General features: G+C 68.3%; 8 protein-coding genes. 2 read left to right on the forward strand and 6 right to left on the reverse strand.

The genetic code is table 11. From position 1 onward, the window contains the following. Positions 1-11 precede the first annotated feature (11 nt). Both PMI12_RS14740 and PMI12_RS14745 read right to left on the reverse strand, forming a co-directional pair. The gene (locus PMI12_RS14740) at positions 12-926 is read right to left on the reverse strand and encodes a transporter substrate-binding domain-containing protein (protein WP_007833790.1); all 915 of its coding nucleotides are present in this window, start codon (positions 924-926) and stop codon (positions 12-14) included. A 53-nt stretch (positions 927-979) separates the two neighbouring features. After that, positions 980-2,323: an aspartate aminotransferase family protein gene (locus PMI12_RS14745; protein ID WP_007833792.1), complete on the reverse strand. Its 1,344-nt coding sequence runs from the start codon at positions 2,321-2,323 to the stop codon at positions 980-982. 192 nt (positions 2,324-2,515) lie between these two features. Here PMI12_RS14745 and PMI12_RS14750 point away from each other — a divergent pair, with 192 nt between their 5' ends. Then, on the forward strand, positions 2,516-3,382 hold the full coding sequence (locus PMI12_RS14750; RefSeq protein WP_007833803.1) for a MurR/RpiR family transcriptional regulator: 867 nt from the start codon (positions 2,516-2,518) through the stop codon (positions 3,380-3,382). Between the two features lie 79 nt (positions 3,383-3,461). Next, on the forward strand, positions 3,462-3,827 hold the full coding sequence (locus PMI12_RS14755; RefSeq protein WP_007833805.1) for an SPW repeat protein: 366 nt from the start codon (positions 3,462-3,464) through the stop codon (positions 3,825-3,827). Between the two features lie 100 nt (positions 3,828-3,927). Here the strand turns inward: PMI12_RS14755 and PMI12_RS14760 are convergent, their stop codons facing one another. The 4 genes from PMI12_RS14760 to PMI12_RS14775 all read right to left on the reverse strand — a co-directional run bounded on the left by PMI12_RS14760 (position 3,928) and on the right by PMI12_RS14775 (position 13,632). Then, positions 3,928-5,409 carry an efflux transporter outer membrane subunit gene (locus tag PMI12_RS14760; RefSeq protein WP_007833807.1) on the reverse strand — a complete coding sequence of 494 codons (1,482 nt, stop codon included), beginning with the start codon at positions 5,407-5,409 and terminating at the stop codon, positions 3,928-3,930. 13 nt (positions 5,410-5,422) lie between these two features. Beyond that, positions 5,423-8,695 carry an efflux RND transporter permease subunit gene (locus tag PMI12_RS14765; RefSeq protein WP_007833809.1) on the reverse strand — a complete coding sequence of 1,091 codons (3,273 nt, stop codon included), beginning with the start codon at positions 8,693-8,695 and terminating at the stop codon, positions 5,423-5,425. Between the two features lie 76 nt (positions 8,696-8,771). Continuing rightward, a complete protein-coding gene (locus PMI12_RS14770) occupies positions 8,772-11,969 on the reverse strand; it encodes an efflux RND transporter permease subunit (protein WP_007833811.1) in 3,198 nt (1,065 codons plus the stop codon). A gap of 34 nt (positions 11,970-12,003) precedes the next feature. Next, a complete protein-coding gene (locus PMI12_RS14775) occupies positions 12,004-13,632 on the reverse strand; it encodes an efflux RND transporter periplasmic adaptor subunit (protein WP_007833813.1) in 1,629 nt (542 codons plus the stop codon). Between the last annotated feature and the right edge of the window lie 43 nt (positions 13,633-13,675).

The following is a 13,675-nucleotide window of genomic DNA, read 5'->3' on the forward strand; positions in this document are numbered from 1 at the left end:
GTCACGGGGGTTCAGATGCCTTTCGACGAGGGGTTCGCGAAGGCGTCCTTCGTCTCGGCGTTGAGCGGGTAGTTGATGTTGATGCCCTTCGGCGGGATGGGCGACATGAACCACTTGGCATAGAGCTTTTCCATCTCGCCCGACTTCATCATGCCCGACACCACGCGGTCGACCAGCGCCTTGAAGGCCGGGTCGTCCTTGCGGAACATCAGCGACTGGTTCTCGGTGCGAAGGCTCTCGCCGGTGATGAGGAAGTCCTTCGGGTTGCGCGCATTCGCGATCCGCCCGGCCAGCAGGATGTCGTCGAGCACGAAGGCCTGGGCGCGGCCGCTTTCCACCAGCAGGAAGGAGTCGCTGTGGTCCTTGCCCGCGAGGTTGGTCACGTCGAGGCTGCGGCCCCGGTCGGCCTCGCGCAGCAGGCGGAACGAGGTGGTGCCGGTGGTGGTGGCCACGGTCTTGCCCTGCAGGTCGGCGATGCCCTTGATGCCCGAATCGGCCTTCACCAGCATGCGCACGTTGTAGCGGAAGATGTCCGGCGAGAACGCCACCTGCTTCTGGCGCTCGACCAGGTTGGTGGTGGAGCCGCACTCGATGTCGACCGTGCCGTTCTGCACCAGCGGCATGCGGTTGGCGGAGGTGACAGCCTGGTACTTGATCTCGATGGCGGGCAGCTTCAGCTCGGCCTTCACCGCCTCGACGATGCGGTTGCAGATCTCGATGCTGTAGCCCACGGGCTTGAGGTTGCCGTCGAGGTACGAGAAGCCGAACGACGACTCCCGGTAGCCGAAGGTGATGGCGCCGCTGGCCTTGATCTTGGCAAGCGTGTCGTTGTCCTGGGCCTGTGCGGCCGTGAGCGGCATGAGGGCCGCGAAGAGCATCGCGAGCGCGGTGGCACCGAAGGGAAACGGCAGACGAAGCTTGGGCATGGAACGCTCCTCGGAAGGACGGTTGAAGGAAAAGAGAACTGAAAAAGTGGTGCTCAGCGCGCAGCTGCCGCAGCGGCGCGCGTGACAGCGTCGATGGAGGCCGCGAGCCGCGCGGTGATCTCCTGCAGGTCCTGCCGCGTGGCGATGAAGGGCGGTGCCAGCAGCACGTGGTCGCCCTGCCGGCCATCGACCGTGCCGCCGAAGGGGTAGCACAGCAGGCCACGCGCCATAGCGTCCTTCTTGACGGTGGCGTTGAGCTTCAGCGCCGGATCGAACGGCGCCTTGCTCGCACGATCGGCCACCAACTCGATGCCCCAGAAGAAGCCGCGGCCACGGATGTCGCCCACGTGCGGGTGCGCGCCCAGCGCCTCGGCCAGCATCGCGCCGAACGCAATGCCGCCTTCGCGCACCTTGGCCACCAGCCCGTCGCGCCGGATCACCCGCTGCACCGCGAGCGCGGCGGCACAGGCCATCGGATGGCCGAGGTAGGTGTGGCCGTGCTGGAAGAAGCCGCTGCCCTTCGACATGGCATCGACGATGCTGCGCTGCGCCAGCACCGCGCCGATGGGCTGGTAGCCGCCGCCCAAGCCCTTGGCGACGGTCATCAGGTCGGGCACCACGCCCTCCTGCTCGCAGGCGTGCAGCGAGCCGGTGCGGCCCATGCCGCACATCACCTCGTCGAGGATCAGCAGCACGCCGTACTTGTCGCACACCGCGCGCACCGCCTTGAAGTAGCCCGGCACGGGCGTGAGCACGCCGGCCGTGGCACCGCCGACGGTCTCGGCCACGAAGGCGATCACCCGATCGGCACCCTGCGCGAGGATGGCCGCCTCGAGTTCGGCAGCGAGGCGCAGGCCGTACTGTTCGGCGCTTTCGTCGGCGCGCTGCTCGCGGTACGGATAGCACGGCGCCACATGCGTGGCCGGCACGAGAATCGGCGCGAAGGGCTCGCGCCGCCACGCGTTGCCGCCCACCGCCAGCGCGCCGAGCGTATTGCCGTGATAGCTCTGGCGGCGCGCGATGAAGTGCGTGCGCTGCGGCTGGCCAATTTCGACGAAGTACTGCCGCGCCATCTTCAGCGCCGACTCCACCGCCTCCGAACCACCGCTCACCAGGTAAACGTGGCTCATGCCTTCGGGAGCGGAGCCGATCATCTCGTCGGCCAGCTGTTCGGCCACCTCGCTCGTGAAGAAGCTGGTGTGCGCATAGGCCAGCTTGTCGAGCTGGGCGTGCATGGCGGCCAGCACCTCGGGGTGCGCATGGCCCAGCGACGACACCGCGGCGCCGCCCGAGGCGTCGAGGTATTCGCGGCCTTCGGCGTCACGGATGAACATGCCGTGGGAGCCGGCGGCTACGGGCGGGGTCTGGCGAAGGTGGCGGTGGAAGACGTGCGTCATGGTGTTTCGGATGCTTGGAACCAACGTTTCGCCCGGATTATTGTTTGGAACATTTGTTTCGTCAACTGTTCCCGTCTTCCACCTCCGGTACATTTGTTCCAACCGCAGCCGAAGAGAGACGGAGCCATGAGCGCCGCCGCCGGGCCGTCCCAAGCAAGCGCGCACCGCAGTGCGAAGCACGGAGGTCATCCAATGAACACCAGAGAGCAGATCCGCCAGCGTTTCAACGAACTGAGCCCCGCACTGCAGCAGGTGGCGCGCTACGTGCTCGACCATCCGAACGAGGTGGTCACGGGCTCGATGCGCAACGTCGGCACGCGTTCGCAGAGCACGCCCGCCACGCTCGTGCGGTTCGCCCAGCATCTGGGGTTCGGAGGCTGGCCGCAGCTCAAGGAAGCATTTGCCGCCGACATGGGCCTGGGCTCCGAAACCTACGGCGGGCGCGCCAAGCAGCTCGTCGGCCGCGCGAAAGATCAGACGCTGACGGGCGAAATGTTCGAGGTGCAGCGCCGCAACCTCGAGGCCACCCACCAGCAAAGCGAGCAGGCGCTGCAGAAGGCCTGCGTGCTGATCGAGAAGGCGCCGGCCGTGCACGCCGCGGGTTTCAGGGCGTGCTTTCCGATCGCCTTTTCATTCGTCTACGTGTACCGGCTCTTCCGCGCCAGCGTGCACCTGGTCGACGGCCAGGGCGGCTCGCTGGAGATGCAGCAGCGCGCTTTCGCCAAGGGCGACGCGCTGGTGGTGGCGAGCTTTGCGCCCTACTCGCGCGAGGCGCTGCAGGTGGCGCAGGCGGCCCGGGCGGCGGGCTGCCGCATCGTTGCCATCACCGACAGCGCGGCCTCGCCGCTGTCGCTGCTGGCGGACGAAACCCTGCTCTTCACGATCAACAGCCCCTCGTTCTTCCCCTCGGTCGCGGCCGGGGTGGCGGTAACGGAAGCGCTGGTCGAGCTGCTGGCCAGCCGCGCCGGCAAGCCCGTGATCCGGCGCATCGACCAGGCGGAGGCGCAACTGTTCGAATCGGGGGCTTACCTCACGGCCCCGGCGGCGCGGGGCAGCTAGCTTCCTCCAGCGGAACCCTGCCCGCGATGGTGTATCCAACCGTTGTCGCGGCGCCTTGTCGCGACAGGAGGTAATGACCATGAAGCAAGTGAAGCATTGGCAAGACCCTGTCAACGCCGTCGCCGGCGCCTGGCTGATCGTCTCGCCCTGGGTTCTGGGCTTTTCGGGCACGACGGCCGCCATGTGGACGATGGTTGCGACCGGCATCCTGCTCGGCGCGGTGGCGCTCGGTGCGACCTTCGTGCCCCGGCAGTGGGAAGAATGGACCGAGGTGGGCCTGGCAGCCTGGCTCGCGGTTTCGCCCTGGGTGCTCGGTTTCCGCGGCATCGAGATGGCCATGGTCAACGCGGTGCTCGTGGCCGCGGTGATCCTGGTGCTGGCGCTGTGGGTGCTGGTGACCGACAAGGACTACCTGGGCCACACCATCGACCGTACGGCGCATTGACCGCCCGGACGTCGTGACATTGCAATCAGGCCCGGCGAAGCGCCTGCGCTGACCCGCGGGCTTGCGGATGGGCCTCGCGCCCATCCCCGGCATCGCCGCTCTACTGCGTGCGGGAAGCGGCGGGGTGCGGTGCTGCCGCATCCGCCTTGGCGTTGCCCTCCATCCACCCGGCCTGCCATCCGCCACCCATCGCCTGGATCAGCGCGACGGCAGTGTTCTGGCGATTGACCTGCAGTTGCACCAGCGTGCGCCGCGCGCTGAGCGCGGCAGCCTGTGCCGTGACCACGTCGGTGTAGCTCACCTGTGCGGCGCGGTAGCGGTTGAGCAGCTGCTGCTCGGTCTTGTCGGCCGCCGCGGATGCCTCGCGGCGCAGGCCCTCTTGCTGCGCGAGCGTTGCGCTGGCGGTGAGCTGGTCTTCCACGGCCTGGAAGGCGGTGAGCACTGTCTGGCGGTAGCGCGCCACGCTGGACTCGTAGCCGGCCTTGGCGGAATCGACATTGGCCGCAATCGCGCCCGCGTCGAATATCACCTGTGCCACCGACAGCCCGAGCCCCCACAGTGTGTTGGCCGAACCGAACAGATCCTTCACGCGGCTTGCGTTGCTGCCCACCGAGGCCGTGAGGCCGATGTTCGGGAAGTACGCCGCGCGCGCAATGCCGATCTGCGCATTGGCCGCCGCCACCGAGCGCTCGGCCGCCGCGATGTCGGGCCGGCGCTGCAGCAGCGTGGAAGGCACGCCGAGCGGCACGCCGGGCACCATGGGCGTCCATTGCGCGGCCGGCAGGCTGAAGTCGGCGGGCGCCACGCCCAGCAGCATTGCAATGGCGTGCTCGTAGGTGGAGCGCGTGCGCTGCAGGCCCACGCGCTCGGCCTTGGCATTGACGAGCTGCGTCTGCGCCTGCAGCACATCGGTCTGCGCGGCGATGCCGGCCGCATAGCGGTTGCTCGTGATCTCGAAGGCGCGCTGATAGCCCTGGATGGTCTCGTCGAGCAGCACGATCTCGGCATCGGCCTCGCGCAGGGAAAAATAGTTGGTCGCGAGGCTGCCAATGGCCGAGAGCCGCGCGGCCGCAAGATCGGCCTCGCTCGCCTGCGCGTTGGCCTGCGCGCTGCTCACGGCTTCGCGCAGGCGGCCCCACACATCGGGCGTCCAGCTCGCGCCGAGCGTGACCGAGAAAGTGTTCGCCGGGCTCGACGTGCTGCTGCCACCCACCGTGCCGGAGCGCTTGCCCGAACCGTCGAGCGACACCGACGGGAACAGTGCCGCCCGCTCGCCGCGCACCAGCGCCTGGGCCTGCGTGTAGTTGGCCACCGCCGCGGCGATGTTCTGGTTCGACACCTGCACGCGGCCAGCCAGTTCGTCGAGCGCGGGGTCAGCGAACAGCTTCCACCACTCGCCGCGGTCGAGCGCATCGGCCGGCGCGGCGGGCAGCCAGCCTTCGGCGGTTTTCTGCTCTTTCCAGTCGATGGACGCGGCGGTGGTGGGCTGCACGTAGCGCGGGCCGACGGCGCAGCCGGCGAGGGCCGCGGCGAGCGCGAGCGCCGAGAGCGAAAAGCGCGAAGTGGAAAGCAGTGCGTTCATGGCGGTGTTGTTCTCAGACGGGCGTGGCACGGCTCAATTCGTGTTCATGTTTGCTTCGGCGGCGCAGCTTGTCCAGCAACAGGTAGACCACTGGCGTCGTCAACAGGGTCAACAGCTGGCTCGCGATCAGCCCGCCGATGATGGCCACGCCCAGCGGCCGGCGCAGCTCGGCGCCCTCCCCGAAGCCGATGGCCAGCGGCAGCGCGCCCAACGCGGCTGCCAGCGTGGTCATCAGGATCGGTCGGAAGCGCAGCAGGCAGGCCTCGCGGACCGCCTCGAGCGGCGTGAGCCCGCGCGAGCGCTCCGCCTCCAGCGCAAAGTCGATGATCAGGATGGCGTTCTTCTTCACGATGCCGATCAGCAGGAACACGCCGATCAGCGCAATGATCGAGAACTCCATGCGGAACATCAGCAGCGCCAGCACCGCGCCCACGCCGGCCGACGGCAGCGTCGACAGCACGGTGATCGGATGCACCAGGCTTTCATAGAGGATGCCCAGCACGATGTAGATCACGACCAGCGCCGCCAGGATCAGCATCAACTGCTGCCCCTGCGACTGCTGCGCACTGGCTGCCGTGCCGGCGAACGCGCCGCGCACGTTGGTGGGCATGGCGATGTTGGCCTCGGCCTTGGCGATGGCCTCGCGCGCGTCGCCGAGGTTCGCGCCCTCGGCAAGGTTGAACGAGATCGTGGTCGCCAACTCGCCGTCTTCATGGCTTACCGAGGTTGCGACGGATTGCTCCTCGAACTTCGCCACCGCCGACAGCGGCACCAGGGCGGTGGGCGTGTTGCTGAGCACGTTGCCGGTCGACGCGCCGCGCAGGCCCGCGTTGGCCGAGACCGGCACCGTCGCGCTCGCGGCCGTGGCCGATGCCGCCGAACTGCCGGAGGACGACGTGGTACCCGTCGCCGCCGCCACCTGCGTGGTCACCGTCTGCCCGCCGATCACCGAGGTCTTGGTCGCCGGCACGTACACATCGCTCAGCGAATTGGGGCTGCGCGTGTAGCGCGGCGCCCACTCCATCACCACGTGGTACTGGTTGAGCTCGGTGTAGATGGTTGCCACCTGCCGCTGGCCGAAGGCGTTGTAGAGCGCGTTGTCGATGGCGGTGGAAGTCAGGCCGAGCCGGCGCGCGCTGTCCGGGTCGACCTTGGCCACCGTCTCCACGCCGTTCTGGTCCTGGTCGGTGTCGATGTCGGTCAGCACCGGCTGCAGCTTCAGTTCGTCGGACAGCTTGACGGCCCAGGTGCGCAGGTCGGCCAGGCTGTCGCTCTTGAGCGAGTACTGGTAGGTGGAATTGCTGGCGCGGCCGCCCGAGCGCACGTCCTGCACGGGGCCGAGGAAAACGCGCAGGCCGGTCACCTCGTTGAGCTGCGGCCGCAGCCGCGCGATCACGGCCAGGCCGCTTTCCGTGCGCTGGTTGGCCGGCTTCAGGTTGACGAACATGAAGCCGCCACCCGCACGCGATCCGCCGGTGAAGCCGATCACCGTGTCAACCGCGGGGTCCTTGCGGACGATATCGATCACTTGCCGCAGCTTGTCGGCCAGCGCCTGCGACGAAATGCTCTGGTCGGCGCGCAGCCCGCCATTGAGCTGGCCGCTGTCCTGCTGCGGAAAGAAACCCTTGGGCGCGGCGCTGAACAGGTAGACGTTGAGCCCGACTACTGCCACCAGAATGAGCATGACGAGCGCCTTGCTGTCGAGCGCCCAGTCGAGGCTGTTCTCGTAGCGCTTGAGCACCCAGTCGTAGCTGCGCGCCGCCATGCGGCCGAGGCGTCCCTGCGGCTTGTTCTTGTCGTGCTCGCCGCCGGGCTTCAGGAGCCATGCGCACATCATCGGCGTGGTGGTGAGCGAGATGACCAGCGAGATCATCACCGCCGCCGACAGCGTGATCGCGAACTCGCGGAACAGCCGCCCCACCTGCCCGCCCATGAACAGCAGCGGAATGAACACCGCCACCAGCGACACGCTGATCGACAGCACGGTGAAGCCCACTTCCTTCGCGCCCAGCAGCGCCGCCTTCATGCGCGTCATGCCCGACTCGATGTGCCGGCTGGTGTTCTCGAGCACGACGATGGCGTCGTCCACCACGAAGCCCGTCGCCACCGTGAGCGCCATCAGGCTCAGGTTGTTGAGGCTGAAGCCCAGCAGGTACATCACCCCGAAGGTGCCGAGCAGGGCCGCCACCGTGGCCACCGCCGGCACGATGGTGGCGCGAACGCTGCGCAGGAACAGGCTGACCACCAGCACCACGAGCAGCACCGCGGCGATCAGCGTGAACTCGACCTCGCGCAACGAGGCGCGGATGGAGTTGGTGCTGTCCGACGCGACCTGCAGCGTGACGTCGGGCGGCAGTTGCGCCTGCAGTTCGGGCAGCAGCGCGCGCACGCTGTCGACGGTTTCGATGATGTTGGCCGAGGGCTGCCGCGTGATGAGGATGACGATCGCCGGCTGGCCATTGAAGAGGCCCAGCGTGCGCGTGTCTTCCACGCCGTCGAGCACCTCCGCCACGTCCTGCAGCCGCACCGCCGCGCCGTTTCGCCAGGCCACCACCATCGAGGCGTAGTCGCTGGCGCGCAGGGCCGGCGTCTGCGTGTAGATCTGGAGCTTGCGGCCTTCGCCCTGCACGATACCCTTGGGGCGGTTGGCGTTGGAGGCCTGGATGGCGGCACGCACGTCCTCGGTGCTGATGCCGTAGCGGTTGAGCGCGAAAGGCAGCAGTTCCACGCGCACCGCGGGAAGCGAGCCGCCGCCGATCTCCACGTCGCCCACCCCGTCCACCTGCGACAGTCGCTGGCTCACGATGTTCGAGACGGCGTCGTAGATCTGGCCCGGGGTCTTGGTCTTGGACGTGAGGGCCAGGATGATGACCGGCGAGGCCGCCGGGTTGGCCTTGCGGTAGGTCGGGTTGCTGCGCAGCGTGGCGGGAAGGTCCACGCGGCTGGCGTTGATGGCGGCCTGCACTTCGCGGGCCGCGCCGTCGATGTTGCGGCTCAGGTCGAACTGCAGGGTGACTCTTGAGGAGCCTACCGAGCTGGTGGACGTCATTTCGTTGACGCCAGCGATGGTGCCCAGGTGGCGCTCCAGCGGGGTTGCCACGCTGGTTGCCATCGTCTCGGGGCTTGCTCCCGGGATGGATGCTCTTACCGAGATGACCGGGTAGTCGACCTGGGGTAGTGGTGAGACGGGGAGGACGAAGAACGCGGCGATGCCTGCGAGGGCGACGCCGATGGTCAGCAGGACTGTGCCTATGGGGCGGCGGACGAAGGGCAGCGAGAGATTCATCGCTGTGCCCCCTGCTCGGGGCGCAGGCCAGGTCTCGGCCCCGGATAGCAAACCAGGCACCAGGAGTCAGACAGCATCAAACCGCCTCCTCCTCGATCACGACCCGTCGAGAGCTCCCCCCACCCAGCCGGTCAAACGCCAGGTAGATCACAGGCGTAGTGAACAGCGTCAGCAACTGGCTGACGATCAGCCCGCCGAAGATCGCCAAGCCCAGAGGCCTGCGCAACTCGGCGCCTTCCCCAAAACTCAACATCAAAGGAATGGCAGCAAACAAGGCGGCCAGCGTCGTCATCAAGATGGGCCGGAAGCGCAGCAAGGCAGCCTGATGAATGGCTTCGCGCGCAGACTTGCCCTGGGTACGCTCCGCATCGATAGCGAAGTCGATCATCATGATCGCGTTCTTCTTCACGATGCCGATCAGCAGGATGATCCCGATGATCCCGATCACCCCCAGGTCGTTGCCCGTGATCATCAACGCGAGCAACGCACCGACCCCGGCAGAAGGCAGCGTGGACAGGATCGTCAGCGGATGCACGTAGCTCTCGTACAGCACCCCCAGCACGATGTACACGCAGACCACGGCGGCAAGAATCAGCCACAGCTGGTTCGACAGCGACCTCTCGTAGGCCCCTGAAGCGCCCAGGAAAGTCATCGTCACGCTGCCCGGCAGCCCGATCTCCTTGGCCGCCGCGCGAATCGCATCGACCGAGGCGCCAAGCGAAACCCCAGGTGCGGTATCGAAGTTCAGCGTGCTCGCCGGGTACTGCGCCACGTGCGTGATCTGCAGCGGTGCCTGCTGCTCGGTGATGTCGGCGATGGCGGACAGCGGCGTCGCGGTGCCGGAGCCCGCGATCAGGCTCAGCTGCCCGAGCGTCTGCGGCGTGTTCACCATCCCGGGCTGCGCCTCGAGGATCACGCGGTACTGGTTCGTCTCGGTGAAGATCGTCGACACGATGCGCTGGCCGAAGGCGCTGTAGAGCGCATCGTCCACCGTGCTCGCGGTGATCGACAGCCGGGCCGCCGTATCGCGGTTCACGTTCACGAAGGCGGCCAGCCCTTGCGCCCCGGCATCGCTGCTCACGTTGCGCACCTTGTCGGAGTCCTGCAGCTTCGCCACGAGCTTCTTCATCCACCCGGTGATCGTCGCGCTGTCCACGCCTTCGAGCGAGACGCGGTATTCGGTCGGCCCGGTCTCGGCGTCGATGGTCAGGTCTTGCGTGGGCTGCAGGTACAGCGTGACGCCGGCCACCTGCCGCGCGCGTTCGCGCAGCCGGTCCATCACCTTCTGCTGGCTGTCGTGGCCGGACTTCAGGTTGATGAGCATGCTGCCCGTGTGCAGCATGGTGTTGTTGGCGGCGTCCACGCCGACAAAGGAGCTGAGGTTCTCCACGTCGGGGTCGTCCAGAATCGCGCGGGCCGCCTGCTGCTGCAGCTGCGACATGCGGTCGAACGACACGTCCTGCGCCGCCTGGATGCGGCCCTGCAGCTGGCCGGTGTCCTGCGTGGGGAACAGGCCCTTCGGGATCGTGAGGTACAGCACCACGGTCAGCACCATGGTGAGCAAGGCGACCAGCAGCGTGAGCGGCTGGTGATCGATCACCCAATGCAGCGAGCGGTCGTAGCGCAGCATCACGCCTTCGAAGAAACGCTGGGCACGCGCGCCGAAGCCCGTGCCGCCTTCTTTCTTCGGCTGGTGCTTGAGCCAGCGCGCCGACATCATCGGCACGAGCGTGAGCGAGACCACGGCCGAGATCAGGATGGTGATGGCCAGCGTCACCGCGAACTCGCGAAACAGCCGCCCCACCACGTCGCCCATGAAGAGCAGCGGGATCAGCACGGCAATAAGCGACACCGTCAGCGAGATGATGGTGAAGCCGATCTGCGTCGCGCCCTTGAAGGCCGCCTGCAGGGGCTTCTCGCCCTCCTCGATGTAGCGCGCGATGTTCTCGATCATCACGATCGCGTCGTCCACCACGAAGCCGGTGGCGATGGTCAGCGCCATCAGGCTCAGGTTGTTCAGGCTGTAGCCCAGCATGTACATCAGGCCGAAGGTGCCGATGAGCGAGATGGGCACCGCGACACTGGCAATGACGGTGGCGCGCAGGCTGCCGAGAAAGGCGAAGATCACCAGCACCACCAGCACCACGGCCAGCACCAGTTCCATCTCCACGTGCTGCACCGAAGCGCGGATGCCCGCGGTGCGGTCGCTGAGCACTTCGATCTTCAGGCCCGCGGGAAAGCCGGCCTGCAGCTCGGGCAGCAGCTTCTTGATGGCGTTGACGGTGGCGATCACGTTCGCGCCCGGCTGGCGCTGCACGTTCAGGATGATGGCCGGCGTGAGCTTGCCCTCGCCGGCCTCGGCGGTCCCGGGCTGGAGCCGGGCCGTCCCAAGGCAGTCGCCCCCCTTGGGGGGAGGTTGCGAAGCAACTTCGGGGGGGCACTTTGTCCCGGCCCATGCGCCGAGCTGCGTGTTCTCGGCGCTGTTGACCACCTGCGCCACGTCGACCATGCGGATCGGCGCGCCCTTCTTGTAGCTGACGATGAGGTTCTTGTAGTCCTCGACCGTGAGCAGCTGGTCGTTCGAGTTGATGGTGTAGGCGCGCTTGGGGCCGTCGAAGCTGCCCTTGGCGCCGTTCGAGTTGGCCGCGCTGATGGCGGTACGCAGCGTGTCCAGCCCGATGCCGTTGGCGGCGAGGGCCTGCGTGTTGGCCTGGATGCGCACGGCCGGGCGCTGCCCCCCGCTGAGCGACACCAGCCCAACGCCCGAGACCTGGCTGATCTTCTGTGCGAGTCGCGTGTTGACGAGGTTCTGCACCTCGGTGAGCGGCAGCGTGTCGGACGTGACGGCCAGCGTGAGCACCGGCGCATCGGCCGGATTGACCTTGGCATACACCGGCGGCGCGGGCAGGTCGGCCGGCAGCAGCGAGCCGCCGGCATTGATGGCGGCCTGCACTTCCTGCTCAGCGACGTCGAGCGTCTGGCCGAGCGAGAACTGCAGCGTGATGATCGACACACCCGCGGCGCTGGTCGAGCTCATGCGGTCGAGCCCCGACATCTGGCCGAACTGGCGCTCCAGCGGCGCAGTGACGGTGTTGCTCATCACCTCGGGGCTGCCCCCGGGGTAAAGCGTCTGCACCTGGATGGTCGGGTAGTCGACCTGCGGCAAGGCCGACAGCGGCAGGAAGCGGAACGCCACCAGGCCGGCCAGCACGATGGCGACCATCAGCAGCGAGGTCGCCACCGGCCGGAGAATGAACGGGCGTGAGGGGCTCACCGGGAGGTCTCCGCGCTGCAGCGGCTATTGCCTGTCATGGGCCGCGCCTGCCCTGTCCGCCCTCGCCGCGGCCTTCGGACATGCGCTGCCAGCGCTCCAGCGCCGCCGGGTCGCCGCGGTCCAGCGCCTCGAGGAAGCGCTTGCGGCGCTCCAGCTGTTCCGGGTTGTCCTTGACCGAATCGAGCATGCGCTGGCGCTGCTCGGCGGTCGGGAGCTTGGCGGGAGGCGCGGATTCCGCCGCGGGGGCGGCGGGGGCCGCAGGGGTAGCAGGAACCGCTGCGGCCGGGCCCGATGCGGCACCCTTCGGTGCCGCCGCGCCGCCGCCGCCGGCACCACCCTGGCGGCGCCCGCCACGAGCCGTGCCGCCCGCGGGCGCCGATGCCGCGCCGGCCGGGCGCTCGGCCTGGGTCTGCACCCGCGCGCCATCCTTCAGCCGGTCGCCGCCTTCGGTCACGACCTGTTCGCCGGCCTTCAGGCCCGACATGACCGCCACGTTGTCCACGCTCGATTCACCGCGCGTCACCGGCCGCTGCGACACCGTGCTGTCGTCGTTCAGCACATACACATAGTCGCCGTTGGGGCCGTGGCGCAGCGCCGTGACCGGCACCACCACCGCGCTGCTCACGGTGCGCAGCAGCAGCCGCAGGTTGACGAACTGGTTCGGGAACAGCGCATCGTCGGCATTGGAGAAACGGGCCTTGGCCTTGACGGTGCCGGTCGCGGTGTCGACCAGGTTGTCGAGGGTGGCGAAGGTACCGTTCGCGAGCCGGCGCGTGCGCGTGCGGTCGAAGGCGGTGGCATCGAGCTTGGCGCCCTGCGCGAGGCGCTCCTGCACTTCGGGCACGCGGTCTTGCGGAATGGCGAACTCGACGTCGATGGGTGCGATCTGCGTGATGGTCGCCACGCCGTTGGTACTGCCGGTCGAGATGTAGTTGCCCGCGTCCACCGGCCGCAGGCCGATGCGCCCGCTCGCCGGCGCGGTGATGCGGCTCCAGGCAAGGTTGAGCTTGGCCGTGTTCTCGTTGGCGCGGTCGATGGCCACAGTGCCTTCGAGCTGCTTGACCAGCGCGGCCTGCGTGTCCACGTCCTGCCGGGCGATGGAGTCCTGCCCCAGCAGAGTCTGGTAGCGCTGCAGCGTGACGCGCGCCGCCGCCAGCTGCGCCTCGTCGCGCTGGCGCGCCCCGGAGGCCTGCGCCAGCGCGTTCTGGAACGGCTGCGGATCGATGGTGGCGAGCACGTCGCCCTTCTTGACCATCTGCCCTTCCTGGAAGAGCACGGCCGTGAGCACGCCCGACACCTGCGGCTGGACGATCACGTTGGCCAGCGGCGTGACGGTGCCCAGCGCTTCGAGTTGCACGGGGATGTCGGCCTGCCTGGCCGTGGCGACGCCCACCGTGCTGGAGGCCCCGCCACCGCCGCCGCGCCCACCCGGGCCACCCGGGCCGCCCGGACCACCGGGCCCGCCCTGCCGGCCGGCACCGGGGCCGCCACCGGGACCGGGAACGGGCGTCTTCGACCGCTGGATCAGATACCAGGCGCCCCCGCCCAGTGCCACGAGCAGCAGCAACGTCAGCAGCCCGCCGACCCAGCGGCGCCTGCGCACCGTCGGATGTGTGGGCGAGACGGTGGGAGGCAGGGGCTCGGGTGGTTTTTCTTGTTCCATGGACGGTGCGTGCAGGAAATGCAGGGCAGGAGTGCGGACCAGC

The organism is Variovorax sp. CF313 (genome assembly GCF_000282635.1).
Classification (GTDB): Bacteria; Pseudomonadota; Gammaproteobacteria; order Burkholderiales; family Burkholderiaceae_C; genus Variovorax.